The following is a 20418-nucleotide window of genomic DNA, read 5'->3' on the forward strand; positions in this document are numbered from 1 at the left end:
GAGCTTGCGACTTACATTAACGGTCAAACTGACCTAGTGAAAGCCTCAGTAGACCAAGACGGTAAACTGCAAATCTTTGCTGGCAACAACAAAGTCGAAGGCGAAGTCGAGTTTTCAGGCGGCCTATCTGGCGAACTAGGCTTGGGCGAAGGCAAAAAGGTGACGGTAGATACTATTGACGTAACCTCAGTTGGTGGCGCACAAGAATCTGTTGCCATCATCGATGCGGCACTGAAATATGTAGACAGCCACCGCGCAGAGCTAGGTGCTTTCCAGAACCGTTTCAACCACGCAATCAGCAACTTGGACAACATTAACGAGAACGTGAATGCGTCGAAGAGCCGTATCAAAGATACAGATTTCGCGAAAGAAACGACGGCAATGACCAAATCACAAATTCTATCGCAAGCGTCAAGCTCAATCCTTGCGCAAGCGAAACAAGCGCCTAACTCAGCGCTAAGTCTGCTAGGTTAATCAATTTAACAAAGCAAGAAACCAAAGCCAGGCTTATCCCTGGCTTTTTGCTTATTGGCTATAACGATTCAGATGTGTCCTGACATTATGTTCGATAAGGCATTCATATCGATTAGATGATCTCTTTAAATTCCAATGTTTCTGCGATGGTGGCGCAGAGACACCTGAGTCAAGCAGCTGCGCAAAATGTTGAGTCACAACGCAACCTAACTTCGGGGTTTCGAATCAACTCGGCGAGCGATGATGCGGCAGGTTTACAGATATCGAATACTCTCCATGTACAAACGAGAGGGCTTGATGTCGCCTTAAGAAATGCGCACGACGCTTTTTCTGTTGCTCAAACAGCGGAGGGAGCATTGCACGAAAGCAGTGACATATTGCAACGCTTACGCTCTCTGGGGCTTCAAGCAGCAAACGGCAGTTATGACTCAAGTGATCGGCAAAGTATTCAATATGAGGTCGTAGCGCTGCAAGATGAGCTTGATCGTGTCGCGATCACGACAACATTTGCGGATAAAAACCTGTTTGATGGATCTTACGGTTCACAAAGTTTCCATATTGGCGCGAACGCTAATTCAATCTCTTTGACGTTACGTAACATGCGTAGCCATATCCCAGAGATGGGAGGGCTGCATTATGTTGGTGATGCGGTCGATAAAGATTGGCGAGTCACTAAAGATAACCAAACCCTAAAAGTCGAATACCAAGACAGTAAAGGGCAAACCCAAACGGAATCCATTGGACTCAAATTGGGTGACCGTATAGAACAGGTCGCCACTTACATCAATGCTCAACAATCGATAGTGGATGCTTCAGTAACGGAAAACAATGAACTGCAATTCTTCGCTTCTACGATGAAGGCGCCAGAGGGTGTGGTTCTCGAAGGGAGTTTAGCGGATGAGCTTGATGTGAGCGCTGGTCAATTAGTCACAATGGATGACATCGATATGTCGACGGCAGGTAAGGCGCAGCTTTCAATTGGGGTGATTGATGCAGCAATTAAGTACGTTGATTCGCACCGAAGTGAAATTGGCAGCTTTCAGAACCGTGTAAACGGCTCGATGGATAACTTAAATACTGTGAATCGGAGTGTTACAGAGTCCAAGAGTCGAATAAGAGATACAGACTTCGCAAGAGAATCTACGGAAATGGTGCGTTCTCAAGTGCTCCAAGATGCGACAACAGCATTATTGGCTCAGGCAAAGCAAAGGCCGAGTTCGGCACTTGGATTACTTAGCTGAGCGGATTTCATTGATGTAAGTCGATCAGAAACAAAATTTCAGGTAATAAAAAACGCTGCCAATGGCAGCGTTTTTTCGTGTTCGATTAAGTAAAAATTACTTAGTTACACGTAGAACTGGAGTTTCACCAACAGTTACAGAACCAGAAAGCTTGTTTAGCTCTTTGATTTCGTCCATGTTAGAGATAACAACTGGAGTTAGCGTTGACTTCGCTTTCTCTTCTAGAAGAGCTAGATCGAATTCAATTACAGTGTCGCCAGCTTTAACAGTTTGACCTTCTTCAGCGATACGCGTGAAGCCTTCGCCTTTTAGTTCAACTGTGTCGATACCGAAGTGAACGAAAAGCTCAACACCGTCGTCAGACTCGATAGAGAACGCGTGGTTAGTTTCGAAGATCTTACCGATAGTACCGTTTACAGGAGCTACCATTTTGTTGCCTGCTGGCTTGATAGCAATACCGTCACCAACGATTTTCTCAGCGAAAACAACATCTGGCACGTCTTCGATGTTTACAATCTCACCAGAAAGTGGCGCGATGATTTCGATAGCACCAGCGTCAGCGCTGTCATCAGATACAAGCTTCTTAAGTTTGTCAAACAGACCCATTGTGTCATGCTCCTAAGGTTTGGTTTTATTCTGTCGAATTATAGTATACCAATATAGCTCATTAGACGACTTTTTTCGCCGTCTAATGGCCATTAAGTATTGAATTACTTGGTACTACCGATTACTGAGCTTTCTCAGCAATAAACTTTTCTACCACGGCTTCGATTTCTTCTGCTGTCGGTAGAGAAAGGGCTTCTTCAGCCATTGCTTTCACTTCTGCGAAGTTAGAGTTACGAACTACTTTCTTCACTTTAGGGATTGAAATGCCGCTCATTGAGAACTCGTCCAGACCCATACCTAGAAGTAGAAGTGTTGCACGCTCGTCACCTGCAAGTTCACCACACATACCAGTCCATTTACCTTCTGCGTGAGAAGCGTCGATAACTTGCTTGATCACAGTAAGTACAGCAGGTGATAGTGGGTTGTATAGGTGAGAAATCATCTCGTTACCACGGTCAACCGCTAGTGTGTACTGAGTTAGGTCGTTTGTACCGATAGAGAAGAAAGATACTTCCTTCGCTAAGTGGTGTGCGATCGCAGCAGCAGCAGGAGTTTCAACCATAACACCGATTTCGATGTTTTCGTCGAACGCGTGGCCTTCAGCGCGTAGCTCTTCTTTGTACTCTTCGATCGCTTTCTTAAGCTCACGGATTTCTTCGACAGAGATGATCATTGGGAACATGATACGCAGTTTGCCGTGTGCAGAAGCACGTAGAATGCCACGTAGCTGATCACGAAGGATTTCACGACGATCTAGACTGATACGTACAGCGCGCCAGCCTAGGAATGGGTTCATCTCTTTTGGAAGATCCATGTATGGGAGATCTTTATCGCCGCCGATATCCATAGTACGGATGATCACAGCTTGACCGTTCATTGCTTCCGCAACTTCTTTGTACGCTTGGTACTGTTCTTCTTCAGTTGGTAGCGCAGTACGGTCCATAAATAGGAATTCAGTACGGTACAGACCAACACCTTCACCGCCGTTACGAAGGATACCGTCACAGTCTTTCACTGTACCGATGTTACCGCAAACTTCTACACGGTGACCGTCAGTCGTTTCTGCGTGTAGGTCTTTCAGTTTCGCTAGCTCTTCTTTTTCAGCTAGGAATGCTGCTTTAACCGCTTTCGCTTCTTCTAGCTCAGCTTCTGATGGGTTAACAACAATCTTGTTGTTCATTGCGTCAAGAATCAGCATGTCGCCATTCTTAACTTTCTTCGTGATGTCGTTAGTACCAACGATAGCTGGAAGCTCAAGTGAGCGAGCCATGATTGAAGTGTGAGATGTACGACCACCAATGTCACAAGCAAAACCAAGCACGTAGTCTAGGTTAATTTGTGCAGTTTCAGATGGCGTTAGGTCGTAAGCAACAAGAATTACTTCTTCGTTGATATCGCTAAGCGAAACAATGTTGATGCCTAGTGCGTTCTTAACAAAACGAGAACCGATATCGCGGATGTCAGTTGCACGCTCTTTTAAGTATTCGTCGTCTAGAGACTCAAGAGCACATGCTTGCTCTTCGATCACTGAGTGGATAGCGTGATCAGCAGTCATCTTGTCGTTTTTGATAAGTGCTAGGATTTCCTCTTCTAGCTCTTCGTCTTCAAGAAGCATGATGTGACCTTCAAAGATCGCTTCTTTTTCTTCGCCAAACGTTTCAAGCGCTTTTTGCTTGATAGTTTCTAGCTGAGCTGCAGATTTGTTACGAGCGTCAAAGAAACGCTGAACTTCAGCTTCTACTTGATCGTCAGAAATAGTGTTTGTGTTTAGGACAATTTCATCTTCTTGAAGTAGTAGTGCTTTACCGATTGCAATACCAGGAGATGCTAGGATGCCTGAAATCATAGCCTTACCTTAAGTTTGGTCAACTTTATAAAACGGGAGAATAATGGGTGCGCTAACGAATAGTTTTAGCTTAGTTTTGAGCCTATTTCCAACGAAGCCATTTTGCTTTCACAAAATGGCTTCTGGAGTAGGAGACCGGATTAGTGTAGTTGGTCCATTAGAGCAACTAGGTGGTCAACTGCTTGCTGAGCTTGTGGGCCTTCAGCAGAAATAGTAACTTGAGTACCTTTTACTAGGCCTAGTGTTTGTAGTTTGAACAGGCTCTTAGCGCTAGCGCTTTTACCGTTAGAAGTCACAGTGATGTCTGCGTCGAATGCTTTTGCTTCTTTAACAAACTGTGCAGCTGGACGAGTGTGAAGGCCGTTTTCTGCTGTGATTTCTACTTGCTTCTCGTACATGTGATATACCCCAATAAATGTATTTTTTTGTTAGTTTGTGACCAGATTTTAGCTTAACTGCTTTACATCTTGTGCGCTAGCACGGGAAGAGTTCAAAGCGCGTCAGTTCTGATACTAGTCAAAAGTTTGGTAACTACGCAACTGTTTGCGTGCGTAATCACTTTGAAACCTTTTTGTGTTCTGCTTCTTTATTTTGAAGCTAGAAATAAAACACCCTGATATTACCAAAGGTAGGGCAGGGATCAACAAAAAAGCCCCTAAACGGGGCTTTTTTAAACTAAAAATTGATTTGAACACATATTATTGTTGGTTCTCTTTTTCGGTAAAGATACCTGCAAAGAGTGCTGTACTTAGGTAACGCTCACCGGAACTTGGCAAGACAGTTACAATTGTTTTTCCTTCAAATTCAGGTAGTTCTGCAAGTCGGTTCGCTGCAACAACCGCTGCGCCAGATGAGATACCAGCTAGGATACCTTCCTCTTCCATTAGGCGACGAGCCATCTCAATCGCTTCTTCTGAGGTAACTTGCTCAACACGGTCAATAATGTCTAAATCGAGGTTACCAGGGATGAAACCAGCACCGATACCTTGAATTTTGTGTGGGGCAGGTTGGATTTCTTCGCCAGCAAGTGCTTGTGCAATAACCGGAGACTCTGCTGGCTCAACTGCAACAGAAGTGATGGCTTTGCCTTTTTCACCTTTGATGTAACGGCTAGTACCTGTAATAGTACCGCCCGTACCAACACCAGCAACGAATACGTCGATTTCACCGTCTGTCGCTTCCCAAATCTCAGGGCCCGTAGTCTTTTCGTGGATTTCTGGGTTCGCTGGGTTGTCAAATTGTTGAAGAAGTAGGTACTTCTCAGGGTTGCTTGCTACGATTTCTTCTGCTTTAGCAATCGCCCCTTTCATGCCTTTCGCCGCTTCAGTCAGCTCAAGGTTCGCGCCTAGTGCTTTTAGTAGCTTACGGCGTTCTAGGCTCATTGATTCAGGCATGGTCAATGTTAGCTTGTAACCGCGAGCAGCCGCTACGAATGCTAGAGCAACACCAGTGTTACCACTGGTAGGTTCTACAAGCTCTACACCTGGCTTAAGAAGGCCCGCTTTCTCTGCTTCCCAGATCATGTTTGCACCGATACGGCACTTAACACTGAAGCTAGGGTTACGCGCTTCAATTTTTGCGAGAACTTTGCCTTTACTTACTTTGTTTAGACGAACGAGAGGTGTATTACCAATAGTAAGAGAGTTATCTTCGTAGATTTTGCTCATAGTGATGTTCCTTCATTACACGTTGTGTGAATATGGATAGAAGAATATGCGGTATGAAAAAAAGGGAAAAGGATTAAAAAGTTATATCTTATTAGGTTGGCCCAGAACTTGATAAAAGAAAAGGGAAAAGCTGGCGCTGATCCCTTTCCTTCATCTCTAATCGACTATCGTTGGTGCTTAAACTCCGCGACCCACATAGCGGTTGCACCACATATTGCTACAGGCATGACAATGAGGTTCAAAATTGGGATCGTCGTAAACACAGACACCAATACCCCAAAGCCATAGGCCTTACCTTGCTTTTGTTTCAATTTGTAACGCATGTCGTTAAATGGGATTTTATGGTTATCAAACGGGTAGTCACAATATTGAATCGCGAGCATCCAGGCGGTAAAGATAAACCATAAAAATGGGCCTACTGTTTGTCCAAGGGCAGGGATGAGCAATAATAGGAATAGGCCTATTGCTTTAGGTAATATGTAAAGGAGCTTTCTCCACTCACGAGCTAAAACGCGAGGAACATCTTTCAGGACGGCAGTGAAACCATCATCATTTACTTTTTGTCCCGTTAAGTACTCTTCCACTTTTTCAGCCAAGAGGCCATTGAATGGCGCGGCGATAAAGTTCGCGAGCGTGCTGAAAAAATAGGAGAAGGTAGCGAGTATCGTCAGAGCGAGTAAAGGCCACAGAATGTAAGTTAACCAGGATAAAAACTCAGGCAGCTGCCCAATCCAGCCTTCTATCCATATATTAAGGTTTGAAAATAGATAGAAGATGGCACCACCTACAAGCAAGATATTTGCAAGTAGAGGTAAGATGACAAAGCGCCTGATTTTAGGGGCTAGTGCCAATTGTATCCCGTATAGAAAATAACCGAACCCGGTTCTCTGCTGATTGTTTTTCTTCATGTCTATTTTGGCTTCGTGTAAATGAAAACTCATTGTACCTGTGAGGACTTTTCTTTCAATGCCCTGACAAATGACGTCTTGTTAAGTGGAATCGTGGCAAGAATCACAACAAAAAACGGAACTTCTTGCATTAAGTTGTTCTAAATCTACATATAGTTTTGGTAAAGTAAACGTATCATTCAGATTTATTGCACTTGGGTTGCTGCTCAAGGAACTGCGAGTAGTAAAAACAAGTATATTGAGAGTAAATAATGCAGGAATTGCGATTCGTACTCATTGTTGTTGGCGCATTAGCCATCGCGGCATTACTGTTTCATGGTTTATGGAGCAGTAAAAAAGAAGGCAAAGCAAAGTTTGGTAACAAGCCACTTGGTAAGCTGGATGTTGACCAAGAAGACAAAAATGATCTTGTTGAGAAAGAACGAGACTTCGCTCCCGCTCCTGAAGATGACTTTGAGATCATTCGCAAAGATCGCAAAGAGCCAGATTTTGGGATGGCGAATTCTTTCGACAACAAGTTTGAATCTGACCCGTTATTCGGTGGTCTATCTGAAGTCAAACAGACGCAGCAGGAGCCGGATGACATCCCTTCATTTGTTGCAGAAAAAGATAAAGAAGAGGACGTTGAGCCTGTTGTTCAAGCACCAGTAGCTGAAGAGCCATTCCAGCCCGCTGTGGAAGAAGACGCTATTCCCGCCGCGTTTGATATTACGGAGAAAGAACAGCAAGTAGAAATTACTAGTGATCCTGTTGTTGCGGAGCCTAAAGAAGAGCCAAAGCCAGAACCTGAAATGCAAGTGATTGTATTGAATGTGCACTGTGCGGGTGAAGAGCCATTTGTTGGTACTGCTTTATTTGAGAGTATGCAACAAAACGGCTTAATTTATGGCGAGATGGATATTTTCCACCGTCATGTCGACTTGTCCGGTAACGGCAAAGTGCTGTTTAGCGTCGCTAATATGATGCACCCTGGTACGTTTGAGCATGCTGATCCTGCTGAGTTTACAACGAAGGGTATTTCATTCTTCATGACATTGCCTTGTTATGGCGAGGCTGAACAGAACTTCAACTTAATGCTTCGAACTGCGCAGCAAATTGCTGATGACTTAGGTGGTAACGTACTTGATGACCAGCGCAACTTAATGACGCCAGATCGTTTAGCATCTTATCGACGTCAAATAGTTGAGTTTACTGCCGCTAACGCATAATCTTAACAGCAAATAATAATAGGGCTCCGGATGGAGCCCTTTTTCTTGGATTTCCCAACCTCACCGATTGAAAATACACGGGGCTTTACTATGTCTGAATCAGTACTTCAGCGACTAGAAGAACTAAAAGAGTCGTTGCATTACCACGCTGTGCGTTACTACGTGGAAGATAACCCAGAGATCCCTGATGCCGAGTACGACCGTTTAATGCGAGAGTTACTGGATATTGAAGCTGAGAACCCTGACTTAATAACCGTAGACTCGCCAAGCCAACGTGTCGGTGGACAACCTCTTTCTGCGTTTAGCCAAGTGACACATGAAGTACCGATGCTTTCGCTTGATAACGCGTTTGATGATAGTGAACTTGATAGTTTCCACAAGCGCGCACAAGAGCGCGTGGGCAGCCAGAGTGTGAAAGAATACTGTTGTGAGCCTAAATTGGATGGACTCGCCGTAAGTTTGTTATATGAGAATGGCGTGTTAGTTCAGGCGGCCACTCGAGGCGATGGTACTACGGGTGAAAACATCACAGAGAATGTGCGTACGATTAAAGCCATTCCTTTAAAACTCAGGGGTAATGACTGGCCAAATCGTCTTGAAGTTCGTGGTGAAGTCTTTATGCCGAAAGCTGGGTTTGAAAAGCTCAATGAATTAGCAAGGAAGAAAGGCGAGAAAATCTTTGTTAATCCACGTAACGCTGCGGCAGGTAGCTTACGACAATTGGATTCACGTATTACGGCTTCTCGTCCGCTTAGCTTCTATGCATACAGTGTAGGCGTGGTGCAAGGCGCAGAATTGGCAGCAAGTCATTACGAACGCTTTTTGCAAATCAAATCTTGGGGACTGCCAATGTGCCCGGAAACTAAGCGAGTTGAAAGCTTGGCGGATGTAAAAGCTTACTACCAAGATATATTGCAGCGTCGTGATGCCCTCCCTTATGAGATCGATGGTGTCGTTATTAAAATTGACGATATTGCCGTGCAAGAGCGTCTGGGGTTTGTTGCTCGCGCTCCACGTTGGGCGATTGCCTACAAATTCCCAGCACAGGAAGAAATGACGACACTGAATGAAGTGGAGTTCCAAGTCGGTCGCACTGGTGCGATTACACCTGTTGCTAAACTAGAGCCTGTATTTGTTGGCGGGGTAACGGTAAGTAATGCGACGCTTCATAACGCAGATGAGATAGAACGTCTGCAGGTCAAGATTGGTGATCACGTTGTGATCCGCCGTGCTGGCGATGTTATTCCGCAAGTCGTATCTGTCATCAAAGAGCGTCGACCAGAAACAGCTCGAGATATTGTTTTCCCAACTCAGTGTCCTGTTTGTGGTTCGCATGTTGAGCGGATCGAAGGAGAAGCGGTAACACGTTGTATGGGGGGCTTAGTTTGCCAAGCCCAACGCAAACAAGCGCTAAAACACTTTGTTTCTCGTAAAGCGTTAGACGTTGACGGTTTAGGCGATAAAGTGATCGAGCAGCTTGTTGATCGTGAGATGGTGAAAACTCCTGCTGACTTATTTAAGTTATCAGCGGGGATTTTAACCGTACTAGATCGCATGGGGCCAAAGTCTGCGCAGAATATTGTGAATGCGTTAGAAAAATCCAAAGAAACAACTTTACCTCGGTTTTTGTATTCACTGGGGATCCGTGAAGTTGGCGAGGCAACCGCAGCAAACTTAGCAATGCACTTTAAAACGTTGGGAGCGATCCAAAATGCTACCGAAGAGCAGTTGATTGAAGTGCAAGACATCGGTGCTGTGGTTGCTCAACATATTACGACTTTCTTTAGTGAAGAACAGAACCAAGCGGTGGTTAAAGATTTGCTTGAACAAGGAATTCATTGGCCAGAGATTAATACTACTGAGCAGGTGGGGGAATTACCATTAGAAGGTAAAACAGTAGTATTAACGGGAACACTTTCTCAACTGGGGCGTACAGAAGCCAAAGAAGCCCTCCAAGCACTGGGGGCTAAAGTGACGGGTAGTGTTTCTAAGAAAACCGATATTTTGTTTGCTGGTGAAAATGCAGGTTCGAAGCTCGCAAAGGCACAAGAACTGGGTATCGAAATTAAAACAGAACAAGACTTACTCGAACTGATGAATTAAGTCTTCTCAAAAAAGCTAAAAAATAACTAAAAGCCCCGTATGGTAAGCATGCGGGGCTTTTTCTTGTTCATAATTAAGTGTTTTTTTATTGAGTAATTGATGCCTTTGTTCTTTTCAGTGATCAAGATCGAACCTTGGGTTATTGGTTTTTTTGGCTTTTTTAGTCTGCGAGTGACTTCAAGTTGATACTTTTAATTTAAATCTAAATATTTGATTTTAAATGATATTTTATTGCGTTGTGTTGGTGTTGTTAAAAATAAGATCTGGATCAATAAGTTATATGGAACTTTGGAGTGGCTCATATTTTTTTAGAAAAAAAATAAGTTCCATTTGGATGTTTTTAGCTGCGAAGTTAGTCTTAATCACGTGGATACACGGTGTGTATGCAGGAACTAAAAAAAGCCAAATTAGAAATAATGAGGTTTGATCAGGAATTTACTTCTCTCCTTCGGCGGCCAACTAAAGGTGAGATAGAAAAATACAGCTATATCCATTTTTAGGAGTTTTTCCATGGACAAATTTTTTAAGGTTTCAGCGTTAACCGCAGCAATGTTTGGTGTTGTTGCTGTCGCTCCAGCTACAGCGTCTACTGAAAGTGCAGCAGGTGGCGAGTACGTAGAGAAAGTGAACGAATTTATGCAAGACTCAAGTCTGAATGCATTATTCATAGTTGATACTCGTTCACGAACTCGTACAACAGGTAAGCCCGGCGGTGAAAATGGTGACCGTTGGAGTCGTCTAAACTACTCTTCTTACAACGCAATTTTAGACTTCACTTCTGGCTACCACGATGGTTGGGTGGGCGCAGATGTTGCGGCTTACTACTCTGGCGATCTTTACAACGATAGTCTTTACAATTCAAACGAAGGCTACCTATGTAACGAAATCTCAACTTGTAACAACCTAGACTGGGGTGCAGGTGATGGTCAGCAGCTTAAAGTTTACAAAGCAGCGCTGAAATTCAAAGCAAACGAAAACTTTAATGCTCGTTTCGGTATGTTACAGGCTGGTGGTAACGGTACAATCGGTAACGTTTGGAGCTTTGTACCTGGTACTTACCGTGGTTTCGAACTGAACGCTAAACTTGGTGATTTCAACCTAAGCTACTTTGGCGCAGACCAATTTACAGCACCTTGGCTGCTTCACGAAGATGATTACGCACCAGCGCTTTGGTCTGACACGTCATGGAGCTACCTACACTCTCTAGGTCTAAATGGTAACCTAACTGACAGCCTGTTTATGCAACTTGGTTTGGGTCAAGCTACTGGCGTTCAATATGCAAATGGTGTTGACTGGGGTGCAGGTCAAGTGACTAGCTACCACAACGAGACTGATAACACATCTTACAAAGCGTATTTGAAGTACACAGTGAGCGATCGTACAACTCTAGCATTTGATTTCTACGGTGTTGATGACGATGTGAAATACGATGGTCTAGGTTTCCACACTGGTCTGTCTTTGAACCAATCTTTCGGCAAGCTAGCTTGGATGTCTGAGTTGCGCTACACAGACACAGATAACCGTGCGGACTTCGTTCCTCGTACTATTCATACATATGGTATGAACAATGGTACTTGGTCTCAGTGGTGGGACGCGCTATCTGACTGGAACAAAGCGGGTGAGCTAGCATGGTACAACCGTCTATCTTACAACCAAGGTAACGGCTGGAACTACTACCTAGGCTTTGGTTACGGTACTGGCGCTGACTCTGCAGCAAGCGGAGCATCAGGTGACTGGGATTACGAAAGCGAATACGCAGTTAACGCAACAGTATCTTACTCACTACAAAGTGGCGCGCTTAAAGGTTCTACCATTCGTTTACACGGTACAATCCTAGAACGTGATGAGTACGCAGGTGCTGGCGATGCGGATGAAACAGACTTACGTCTACAAGTTCTTATCCCTTACAGCTTCCACTAATACTTAATGAGATAATAAAAGGAGCCGCTAGGCTCCTTTTCTATTTCACTTCTCGGCCGTCGTATATTTTGCAATATAACGGTGGCAACATATGTACATTACCGTTTGGCAACTCACACTTTATCTCTGGGCCTAACGTACGACCACCGGATGCACCATTAGCATGAGTGGTTAACGGAATTATGGCAAAAGATATTACTAATAGACCAGATAAAAATCTCATAATCATCACCTCAATATAAACTTTAAATATCTACGTACTTGTATAAACCGTGACTACGCAGAAAGGTAAGGTTGAAGAGGGCTCTTATATCAAACTAATCTCTTACTTCTTTACTATTCCCATTCCCCACCTCTAAATCGACACATTTCACTTGGAATATTCGTGACGTCGCCACTTGGCATCTTACATTCGACTATAGGTCCCAAATTAGTTGTACCGCCGTTTCCGTTGTTGTAGGCAAAGGAAGAAAAAGAAAAAATACCGCACAACATTAAAAAGAGAAGCTTATTCATAGTACATCCTCTTACTTACCAAATAAAAAGCACTCAACTTAAATGCTTATGCGTTAAGTATGTATCCGAGGATAAAAAGATCAAAAAATAATTCAATAAAGTTTTATTTTTTAAAATAAATTTAGATCGATAATTTACTTAGATATATTTCTATCTTATTGATTGTCGTGTGTTGAATAATTAAATAATAGGAAATGTGAAGTAGGGTATTAATAATATTACTAATACTTATTTTTTTCTCGATTTTAATTAAGGTAATGAAATGAAAGCAGTTGTTTAGATTAAAGTAATGGAGCATGATTTGCCCCATTACTTTGGCATAAATTAATTAGAATCAGGCTCAATGATTAAAATAATACCTTCCACATCAGTGATTCTTACGCGGGTACCGGCTGGAAGTGCTTGATCCGATTGTGCGGACCATGTGGTATCGGCTACCTTGATGCGATTGAGTCCGACGGAAAAGTCTTCTTCAAGGATAAGAGTACGCCCAATTAACTGCTTGTACTTTTGGTTCAGATCTCTTTCTTGGTCTTCTTGCTTGTCTTTAGACCATTGTCGTCGCCACCAAAGCCAGGTGGTGATTAAGCTGAAGCTTGCAAAGCAAAGCCATTGCAATTGCCAGTTCATTGGCAAAACGGTCATGATTGCTCCAACGATAAGTGCAGACATCCCGAGCCAGAGAAAATACCCAGCGGTACCAAGTAGCTCAACTGCTAAAAGAGCAAAGCCAAACGCTAGCCAATGCCAGAAAGAGATACCTTCCAACAAACTAAAAAAGTCCATAAATTATTCTTTATCTTGTTGTTTAAACATCTCTGCTATCCCTGCAACCGAGCCCATTAGTCCGGTTGCTTCTAATGGAAGCATAATGATTTTACCATTTTCGGCTTGACCAATGCTCTTGATCGCTTCGGTATAACCCTGTGCAATGAAGTAATTGACGGCTTGCATGTCACCTTTTGCAATGGCTTCGGAAACCATGTAAGTCGCTTTTGCTTCTGCTTGCGCGGCACGCTCACGTGCTTCTGCATGGAGAATAGCAGACTGCTTTTCGCCTTCAGCTTTTAATATCTCTGATTGTTTATGACCTTCGGCCTTTAATATCTCAGCTTGGCGAACCCCTTCTGCTTCAAGAATTTCCGCACGCTTATTACGCTCGGCTTTCATTTGCGCATTCATTGCAGCGGTCAGATCGGCTGGTGGCTGGACATCTTTAATCTCAATTCGTGTGACTTTTACGCCCCAAGGGTTTGTTGCTTGGTCAACAATCGCCAACAGCTTAGAGTTGATCATGTCGCGTTGGCTCAGCATTTCGTCCAGTTCCATTGAACCTAAAACGGTACGAATGTTGGTAAGGGTCAAGTTTCTAATAGCGTGTTCTAAATCGTTGACTTCATAAGCCGCTTTGGCAGCATCGATCACTTGAACAAATCCGACAGCGTCAATAACCACGTTAGCGTTATCTTTTGAAATGACCTCTTGCGCAGGAATATCGAGAACGCGCTCCATCATATTTACTTTTTGACCAACTTTATCAACGAATGGAATGATTAAGTTTAAACCCGGCTTTAATGTGTGGGTGTAGCGTCCGAAGCGTTCAACTGTCCAGTTGTTTCCTTGCGGAACCGTTTTAATGGCTGAAGATAAGATAACGACAGCAAGAACGACGAAAATACCGATGGTGATCAGTGAATCAATTGGCATGAGTTATTCCCTTAAGTGCATAATATTCGATCCATTTTTACCTATTTATAGACAATAGACAATTGAAGTTCTGAGACCTTTGAGAGGTTATTGGTTTTTTATATGACAAAGGCCGGAAATCCCGGCCTTTGTTGTCTTATTCCTAGAAGAATGCGGCGCTTAGTACAAAATTGAGTAAAGCTGGCGACGATATTTGCTTGCTAATGCGTTACCTTGACCTAGCGCACTGAGAATATCCATAAAAGTCTTCTTCACTTCACCGTCTTGGGCGCCCAAGTCTTTTTTAAGAATATTCCACAGCAGTTCCAACGCTTCTTCATCCCGACCAACTTGGTTGTATTGTACCGCCAATTCACAAGCGAGTTCGAAGTTTGCCATGTCTGCTGCGTATGCTTGTTCTAGTCGCTGTAACTCAGGGCTATCTGCAGCCTGCAAATGCAGCTCGAGCTTGGCTATTAGGCTCTTGTAGTAGTTATCTTGATACTCGAGAGGGATAGCGTTCAGTAGTTCTTGGGCAATATCAAATTGTTTGGTTTCTAGCAAACAATCAGCCATCGCGAGTTTCACATCACCACGCTCTTGCAGCTCTGGCGGCAAAGTGTGGATGATGCTCAAAGCCTGAGCATGCTCACCTTGCTGAAGAAGTTCACTGACTTGTTTTAATAGTTGTTCATCTGGGCTTGGCAAATGCTTTTGTAGCATGGTAGCAATGGCATCAATTGGCTGGGGGCCTCCCAGACCATCGACGGCTTGACCATTTATAAACAGCGCGATAGTTGGCAATACTTGCACGCCAAATTGAGACGCTAAAGCGGGCTGATCTTCACAATTTAGTAGAGCAAGCGTAAATGCACCGTTGTACTGTTGAGCAAGAGATTGCAACTCAGGGAGTATCTGTGCGCTTTCTGGCTGAGCGTTGGCCCAAAAGTGGATCAAAACGGGCGTGTTCATTGATCCTTCAAGCGTTTCGCGAAAGTTCTGTTCTGTTATCTCAACGATAAATGGGGATTGCATCAGAGTATCCTTGCCTTGTGTCTTGTCGTTGATATTAGATATGGAGTTGATTTAGGTGAAATTCAAGCGACATTCACCATCAATAATGAATCATTCTATTTTGAGAAAACGTGAGGTAATAGAGTGAGGTTATTGCTGCTCAGGTGTTAGATAAAAAGAAAACGCTGCCGAAGCAGCGCAATTCTAATGCTATTTGTTAGTGCGGTATCAAAATAGGATGAACATGGTCAACACTACACCCACACTAAGCCAGTTAAGCTGATTTAATGTCATTGTTGCCTCGCAGTAGTATAAACATTGCTACAAAACGTAATGGGTGGCGATACCAAATCTAAGCAACTCAATCACTTTGGGCGAAAGAATCCTCGCTGAATTGCGTAGAAATTGATTCGTTTGGTTGAGGTTTTTTTAACCTACATGTTCATAATGACATCACATTGTTACGGTGAAATTACATTTCGACAAAACTTTTTTATGCAGCCTGTCGCAAAATTTTATCAAGTACACGGGTTGGTAATAGTCTTTTCAAGACTGCGAATAATTTAGTCGGTGTAGTAATTCGATAACGAATTTTCGGTGAAACGCTAGTTAATGCATGAAGAACTGGTGCGATGCAAGACTCTGCAGGCAAAACAAATCGATTATTAGACTTGTCGTTGTTGAGTCGCTCTCTTTGTCCTTCATAAGCATGACGATGGGGGCTAGATTCAATATCAACCCACTTCTCAAAGGCTCGTAATGCATTGTTTCTAAATTGAGTTTCGATCGGTCCTGGTTCTATCAATGCTACTTTGATATTCGTATCCGCAAGCTCTAGCCTGAGCGTATCTGTCCAGCCTTCTAAGGCAAATTTTGATGCATTATAGGCGCCACGGTATTTCATTGCGGCAAAACCAAGAACAGAGCTGTTTTGTATGATGCGTCCTTCGCCTTGCTGGCGCATATGAGGAAGCACTTCTCTGACCAACTGGTGCCAACCAAAAAAGTTGGTCTGAAATTGATCTTGAAGAGCCCCGGTGGGTAAGTCTTCCAGTGCTCCGGGCTGACCATAGGCACCATTATTGAACACTGCGTAAAGCTTACCTTCTGCTAACTCTAGCGCTTGCTTCACGCCCGAAGAAATGCTTTCTGGGCTATTTAGGTCTAGATTGATGCAGGTTAGCCCTTCATTAATTAGGCGCTGGACATCTTGTTCTTTCCTACAAGATGCAATGACATTAAATCCCTTGTTTTGTAGGGCGTGAGCGCACACGTAACCGATGCCGGTTGAACAACCCGTAATAAGAATCGACTTTTTCATAATTTAATTTAAGACTCAGAAACCTTGATTAGAGCCATCATTCATCAGCTCCGGTCATGAAGCAAGTGCTTGAGTGCTGGCTCTATTCTGGAGTAGCTAAATTTAAAGCCCAGTTCGGTGAGTTTTTTGGGTTTGGCTCTCATGCTATCAAACAATAAGCAGGAAGATTCTCCCATTAGGAGTTCCATCGCCCATTTAGGCGTGAACAAGATATGCGGACGTTTTAGCGTTTTAGCTAGTGTGCCGCTGAATATACGATTAGTCACAGGATGGGGGGCGCACATATTGAATGCACCGTGGGCATGTGGTGTTTCAAGCAAGTACATGATGGCGCGGACCATATCTAGGATGTGAATCCAAGGCATGTACTGATTACCGTTCCCAAGTGGGCCGCCTACGCCAAGCTTGTAAGGTAATAGCATTTTTGCCAACGCACCACCATTAAGGCCGAGTACCACGCCAGTTCTCAGTAGACAAACCCGTGTTTGTTCCGACTCTGCGCGCTTGGCTATTTGCTCCCACTTTGCACATACCTCGTGAGGAAAGCCGTCGCTATTAACATGTAAGCACTCATCAAACGGATGGTCTTGTTGATCACCATAGTAGCCAACTGCCGAGCCACTAATAAAAACAGAGGGAGGTTCGGTACTTGCGTGGATCAGCTCAACAATTTGCTCGGTAATTTTCCAACGACTTTTGCAGATTTTTTCTTTTTGCTCGCTGGTCCACCTTTTATCCGCAATAGGCTCACCTGCAAGATTAATGACGGCATCAACGTGATTGAGATCGGCGAACGACTCGAGCGAGTCAAGGTATTCGATATTACCCAGATCAGCATGCTGTAGGCGTTGTTTTGCTCGCTCTGGAGAGCGTGTAAGTAGCATAACCTGGTGAGTTGATAGCAGCTTGAGCAACTCCGAGCCAATAAACCCAGTGCCACCTGTGAGTAATATCTTCATGTTATCTCTTTGAATGTACACGTATTAGAACATTATAGTCGTTTTGTGCTTAGCTTGATCATCTCAACACCATTATTTCTGGGATAGTGACAAGCTGACAGAGAGGCTATTAACTTCACATATTAGAAAATATGTAACTAAATGTTATAGATGGCGCTAGTGCATTCACGGTAGAAGAGTGAAATCTATGCCAGACTAAAAGTTATCGCTCATTGGAACGAGCGTAATCAGTTTGCATAATCAAGGAGGATAGGCATGGAAGCATTTGTTGCGCTTTTTCGAGCGCTCCTCAATAGTGCTCGTGACTTATTACCCATCATCATTGTTATCACTTTTTTTCAATTAGTCGTTTTGCAAGAGCCGCTGCCCAACCTGGTCTCCATTCTTTTTGGCTTGTTGCTTGTCGTTTTAGGATTAACCTTTTTTATCTTTGGCCTAGAACTTGGTCTTTTTCCTATCGGAGAGAGTATGGCTCAAGCCTTTGCAAAAAAAGGCAGCGTATTCTGGTTGTTAGTTTTTGCGTTTTGTCTAGGCTTTGGCACCACGATCGCCGAGCCTGCATTAACGGCCGTAGCAGAAGAAGCATCAGAAGTTGCGGCAGAAGGAGGGATGATCACAAACTCAGAGCAATCCATGCAGGATTATGGACAAGGGCTACGAGTAACGGTGGCACTTTCTGTGGGGATCGCTATCGTTATTGGCGTTCTGCGCATCTTAAAAGGGTGGCCAATTCATTACATGATCATCGGCGGCTACGTCGGCGTTGTAATACTGACGTGGTTTGCACCTGAAGCCATTATTGGCGTTGCTTACGATTCCGGAGGTGTAACCACGTCCACCATTACAGTACCTTTGGTCACTGCACTGGGTGTCGGTTTAGCGTCTTCTATTAAAGGGCGTAACCCTATGGTGGATGGCTTTGGTTTAATCGCTTTTGCCTCGCTGTTACCGATGATGTTTGTGATGGTTTACGGAATGGTCGTAACATGATTTCAATTGATCATTTCCTAGACACTTTGTTATCGACCGTTCGAGACGTCGTTCCCATCGCCAGCATTATTTTTGGTTTTCAGTTAGCGGTGTTAAGGCGTCCTGTTAGCAACCTTAAGAAAGTTTTGCTTGGGTTCGTTTATGTGATTTTCGGGTTAGCTCTTTTTTTACTTGGATTAGAAATGGCGTTGTTTCCACTTGGGGAGACGATGGCTGTGCAATTAACGGCGCCGGAGTTTTTACAAGAGTTCAAAGTATCGGTAGGGAAAGCCTTAATGTGGGTCGACTATTATTGGGTTTACACCTTCGCCTTTTTTATAGGCTTTAGTACCACGATTGCAGAGCCTTCTTTAATCGCTGTAGCGATAAAAGCAAACCAAGTCTCTGGAGGCAGTATCAGTATTAACGGCTTGCGCGTAGCCGTTGCGTTTGGGGTGGCAATTGGTATTGCATTAGGGAGTTACCGGATTGTCGTGGGCGATCCCATTCATTATTACATCATCGCGGGTTACATCGTCGTTGTGATTCAAACGTTTTACGCTCCTAAGCTTATTGTTCCACTCGCCTACGATTCTGGAGGCGTAACAACTTCTACCGTCACTGTCCCACTTGTAACTGCATTAGGGTTAGGGCTTGCTTCGACCGTCCCTGGAAGAAACCCAATGATTGATGGCTTTGGCTTGATCGCGTTTGCCAGTCTATTTCCTATGATCTCTGTGATGGGCTATGCGCAAATAACCCAGTGGCTGAATAAAAACGTCTCGGAGGAAGAAGAAAATGCGCTTTAAATTGATACTTGCGTTTGTTGAAGACAGCAAAACAGACAAGGTGTTGGACGCTGCACGCGATGCTGGTGCGACCGGTGCAACAGTGATTAACAATGCTCGCGGGCAAGGTTTAAATCAAAAGCGAACGTTTTTTGGTTTAACGCTAGAAGTGCAAAAAGATGTGCTGCTGTTTGTGGTCGAGGAACATCTATCTCGACACATATTAGAGACCATTAATGAGGTTGGTGAATTTGACAGAGAGTCGGGACAGGGGATTGCTATTCAGATCGATATTGAAGATGCAGTCGGTGTCGCGCATCAAGTCGAGACATTGACCAAAGTAGTCGAGGATGAATTATGAGTGATCAAACGATAATTAGAGTTCGAGATGTTATGGCGGCAACGTATGTAATGGTTGATGGACTGATGACCGTATACGAAGGCATAACGCTAGCGAAAAAATACCAAGTCAAAGCGCTGGTGGTGAAAAAGCGAGATGATAATGATGAATATGGCATCGTGTTGATGAATGATATCGCCAAAAAGGTGCTGGCGAATAATCGTTCTCCTCAGCGCACAAATATTTATGAAATCATGACCAAGCCCGCTTTGTGTGTCGAACCAGATATGAACGTAAAATATTGTGCACGTTTGTTTGAGCGATTTGGCATAAGCAGAGCGCCGGTCATTGAAAGTGGCGAGGTCATTGGGATGGTGAGTTATAACAATATTGTCATCAACGGTATGGTGCGAGAAGAAGTGTAATAGGTTGATATAAATGAAAAATCAACGAATTTTTTCTCAAGTCAGCGACTGTTACAAAGAACTAAAATATTTAATATATGTTAGGTTGCATATGTGTTAATTCACCATTATTCTTTGCGCCCTAAGCCTAATGTCGAGGAATCTGTATCATGCCTTTAGTCTCTTGCCCAGTGTGTGAGAAACAAATCTCAAAACGCGCTCATGCATGTCCAGGATGCGGAGAGCCCGATCCGCTGCACCATCTAGCCAAATCAAAGTTTATGTCGATGGTGTTTTGGATACTGGTGTTGGTTGGAACAGCGTATGCAGCATGGTTCTATGTTTTGCCTATGGTCATTGAATCATTGCGCTATCAGTAGTATTCAAACCGTCGTAGGTTGAGCTGCTAAAAAAATGCCGTAGAATGACCTCATACTTTTTGAGGAGA

The 20418-nt window shown here is 43.7% G+C and carries 20 protein-coding genes; 10 read left to right on the forward strand and 10 right to left on the reverse strand.

Annotated elements, in window-relative coordinates; translation table 11 throughout:
• On the forward strand, positions 1–474 hold a 474-nt coding region (locus tag R7R78_RS14910), incomplete at its 5' end, for a flagellin (RefSeq protein ID WP_225473918.1).
• Between the two features lie 116 nt (positions 475–590).
• Positions 591–1715, forward strand: coding sequence for a flagellin (locus R7R78_RS14915; protein ID WP_225473920.1), 1125 nt, complete (start codon positions 591–593; stop codon positions 1713–1715).
• Positions 1716–1811: 96 nt separating this feature from the next.
• Here R7R78_RS14915 and crr read toward each other — a convergent pair whose 3' ends face one another.
• The 5 genes from crr to cysZ form a co-directional block, all read right to left on the reverse strand.
• Entirely contained in the window at positions 1812–2321 is a 510-nt protein-coding gene (crr, locus tag R7R78_RS14920; RefSeq protein WP_005382041.1) for a PTS glucose transporter subunit IIA, read from the reverse strand.
• 121 nt (positions 2322–2442) lie between these two features.
• The gene (ptsI, locus tag R7R78_RS14925) at positions 2443–4167 is read right to left on the reverse strand and encodes a phosphoenolpyruvate-protein phosphotransferase PtsI (RefSeq protein ID WP_005389298.1); all 1725 of its coding nucleotides are present in this window, start codon (positions 4165–4167) and stop codon (positions 2443–2445) included.
• Positions 4168–4307: 140 nt separating this feature from the next.
• Positions 4308–4565 (reverse strand): HPr family phosphocarrier protein, encoded by a 258-nt coding sequence (locus R7R78_RS14930; protein ID WP_005382043.1) that lies wholly within the window; start codon positions 4563–4565, stop codon positions 4308–4310.
• A 300-nt stretch (positions 4566–4865) separates the two neighbouring features.
• Positions 4866–5834, reverse strand: coding sequence for a cysteine synthase A (gene cysK / locus R7R78_RS14935; protein ID WP_005382045.1), 969 nt, complete (start codon positions 5832–5834; stop codon positions 4866–4868).
• 164 nt (positions 5835–5998) lie between these two features.
• Entirely contained in the window at positions 5999–6742 is a 744-nt protein-coding gene (gene cysZ / locus R7R78_RS14940) for a sulfate transporter CysZ (RefSeq protein WP_025767003.1), read from the reverse strand.
• A gap of 251 nt (positions 6743–6993) precedes the next feature.
• On the opposite strand from cysZ, the gene zipA reads away from it, so the two are divergent.
• The 3 genes from zipA (at position 6994) to R7R78_RS14955 (ending at position 11973) form a co-directional block, all read left to right on the forward strand.
• Positions 6994–7950: a cell division protein ZipA gene (gene zipA / locus R7R78_RS14945; RefSeq protein WP_225473922.1), complete on the forward strand. Its 957-nt coding sequence runs from the start codon at positions 6994–6996 to the stop codon at positions 7948–7950.
• 90 nt (positions 7951–8040) lie between these two features.
• Positions 8041–10053, forward strand: a complete 2013-nt coding sequence (ligA, locus tag R7R78_RS14950) for an NAD-dependent DNA ligase LigA (protein WP_017819968.1) — start codon at positions 8041–8043, stop codon at positions 10051–10053.
• Positions 10054–10563: 510 nt separating this feature from the next.
• The gene (locus tag R7R78_RS14955; RefSeq protein ID WP_005382055.1) at positions 10564–11973 is read left to right on the forward strand and encodes a hypothetical protein; all 1410 of its coding nucleotides are present in this window, start codon (positions 10564–10566) and stop codon (positions 11971–11973) included.
• An 840-nt stretch (positions 11974–12813) separates the two neighbouring features.
• Here the strand turns inward: R7R78_RS14955 and R7R78_RS14960 are convergent.
• The 5 genes from R7R78_RS14960 to R7R78_RS14980 all read right to left on the reverse strand — a co-directional run bounded on the left by R7R78_RS14960 (position 12814) and on the right by R7R78_RS14980 (position 17469).
• A complete protein-coding gene (locus tag R7R78_RS14960; protein ID WP_225473923.1) occupies positions 12814–13275 on the reverse strand; it encodes an NfeD family protein in 462 nt (153 codons plus the stop codon).
• A 3-nt stretch (positions 13276–13278) separates the two neighbouring features.
• On the reverse strand, positions 13279–14196 hold the full coding sequence (locus tag R7R78_RS14965) for an SPFH domain-containing protein (RefSeq protein WP_005382060.1): 918 nt from the start codon (positions 14194–14196) through the stop codon (positions 13279–13281).
• Positions 14197–14355: 159 nt separating this feature from the next.
• On the reverse strand, positions 14356–15210 hold the full coding sequence (locus tag R7R78_RS14970; RefSeq protein ID WP_054578026.1) for a co-chaperone YbbN: 855 nt from the start codon (positions 15208–15210) through the stop codon (positions 14356–14358).
• Positions 15211–15682: 472 nt separating this feature from the next.
• Entirely contained in the window at positions 15683–16510 is an 828-nt protein-coding gene (locus R7R78_RS14975) for an SDR family oxidoreductase (protein WP_213967005.1), read from the reverse strand.
• 44 nt (positions 16511–16554) lie between these two features.
• Complete coding sequence (locus R7R78_RS14980) at positions 16555–17469, reverse strand: TIGR01777 family oxidoreductase (RefSeq protein ID WP_130546534.1); 915 nt, start codon at positions 17467–17469, stop codon at positions 16555–16557.
• Positions 17470–17724: 255 nt separating this feature from the next.
• Here R7R78_RS14980 and R7R78_RS14985 point away from each other — a divergent pair, with 255 nt between their 5' ends.
• The 5 genes from R7R78_RS14985 to R7R78_RS15005 all read left to right on the forward strand — a co-directional run bounded on the left by R7R78_RS14985 (position 17725) and on the right by R7R78_RS15005 (position 20350).
• Entirely contained in the window at positions 17725–18459 is a 735-nt protein-coding gene (locus R7R78_RS14985; protein ID WP_017634823.1) for a DUF1538 domain-containing protein, read from the forward strand.
• Positions 18456–19247, forward strand: a complete 792-nt coding sequence (locus tag R7R78_RS14990) for a DUF1538 domain-containing protein (RefSeq protein WP_005382078.1) — start codon at positions 18456–18458, stop codon at positions 19245–19247. Before R7R78_RS14985 ends, R7R78_RS14990 begins: the two co-directional genes overlap by 4 nt.
• Entirely contained in the window at positions 19237–19587 is a 351-nt protein-coding gene (locus R7R78_RS14995) for a P-II family nitrogen regulator (RefSeq protein ID WP_005382084.1), read from the forward strand. Before R7R78_RS14990 ends, R7R78_RS14995 begins: the two co-directional genes overlap by 11 nt.
• The gene (locus tag R7R78_RS15000; protein ID WP_005382085.1) at positions 19584–19991 is read left to right on the forward strand and encodes a CBS domain-containing protein; all 408 of its coding nucleotides are present in this window, start codon (positions 19584–19586) and stop codon (positions 19989–19991) included. Before R7R78_RS14995 ends, R7R78_RS15000 begins: the two co-directional genes overlap by 4 nt.
• A 149-nt stretch (positions 19992–20140) precedes the next feature.
• Positions 20141–20350 (forward strand): hypothetical protein, encoded by a 210-nt coding sequence (locus R7R78_RS15005; RefSeq protein WP_005382086.1) that lies wholly within the window; start codon positions 20141–20143, stop codon positions 20348–20350.
• Positions 20351–20418: the final 68 nt, after the last annotated feature.

The sequence above is a fragment of the Vibrio sp. 2134-1 genome, assembly GCF_033339495.1.

Bases quoted from the DNA above. Each gene is read 5' to 3' on its own strand.
- R7R78_RS14915 (WP_225473920.1), top strand. From the start codon at position 591: ATGATCTCTTTAAATTCCAATGTTTCTGCGATGGTGGCGCAGAGACAC.
- crr (WP_005382041.1), bottom strand. From the start codon at position 2,321: ATGGGTCTGTTTGACAAACTTAAGAAGCTTGTATCTGATGACAGCGCT.
- ptsI (WP_005389298.1), bottom strand. From the start codon at position 4,167: ATGATTTCAGGCATCCTAGCATCTCCTGGTATTGCAATCGGTAAAGCA.
- R7R78_RS14930 (WP_005382043.1), bottom strand. From the start codon at position 4,565: ATGTACGAGAAGCAAGTAGAAATCACAGCAGAAAACGGCCTTCACACT.
- cysK (WP_005382045.1), bottom strand. From the start codon at position 5,834: ATGAGCAAAATCTACGAAGATAACTCTCTTACTATTGGTAATACACCT.
- cysZ (WP_025767003.1), bottom strand. From the start codon at position 6,742: ATGAAGAAAAACAATCAGCAGAGAACCGGGTTCGGTTATTTTCTATAC.
- zipA (WP_225473922.1), top strand. From the start codon at position 6,994: ATGCAGGAATTGCGATTCGTACTCATTGTTGTTGGCGCATTAGCCATC.
- ligA (WP_017819968.1), top strand. From the start codon at position 8,041: ATGTCTGAATCAGTACTTCAGCGACTAGAAGAACTAAAAGAGTCGTTG.
- R7R78_RS14955 (WP_005382055.1), top strand. From the start codon at position 10,564: ATGGACAAATTTTTTAAGGTTTCAGCGTTAACCGCAGCAATGTTTGGT.
- R7R78_RS14960 (WP_225473923.1), bottom strand. From the start codon at position 13,275: ATGGACTTTTTTAGTTTGTTGGAAGGTATCTCTTTCTGGCATTGGCTA.
- R7R78_RS14965 (WP_005382060.1), bottom strand. From the start codon at position 14,196: ATGCCAATTGATTCACTGATCACCATCGGTATTTTCGTCGTTCTTGCT.
- R7R78_RS14970 (WP_054578026.1), bottom strand. From the start codon at position 15,210: ATGCAATCCCCATTTATCGTTGAGATAACAGAACAGAACTTTCGCGAA.
- R7R78_RS14975 (WP_213967005.1), bottom strand. From the start codon at position 16,510: ATGAAAAAGTCGATTCTTATTACGGGTTGTTCAACCGGCATCGGTTAC.
- R7R78_RS14980 (WP_130546534.1), bottom strand. From the start codon at position 17,469: ATGAAGATATTACTCACAGGTGGCACTGGGTTTATTGGCTCGGAGTTG.
- R7R78_RS14985 (WP_017634823.1), top strand. From the start codon at position 17,725: ATGGAAGCATTTGTTGCGCTTTTTCGAGCGCTCCTCAATAGTGCTCGT.
- R7R78_RS14990 (WP_005382078.1), top strand. From the start codon at position 18,456: ATGATTTCAATTGATCATTTCCTAGACACTTTGTTATCGACCGTTCGA.
- R7R78_RS14995 (WP_005382084.1), top strand. From the start codon at position 19,237: ATGCGCTTTAAATTGATACTTGCGTTTGTTGAAGACAGCAAAACAGAC.
- R7R78_RS15000 (WP_005382085.1), top strand. From the start codon at position 19,584: ATGAGTGATCAAACGATAATTAGAGTTCGAGATGTTATGGCGGCAACG.
- R7R78_RS15005 (WP_005382086.1), top strand. From the start codon at position 20,141: ATGCCTTTAGTCTCTTGCCCAGTGTGTGAGAAACAAATCTCAAAACGC.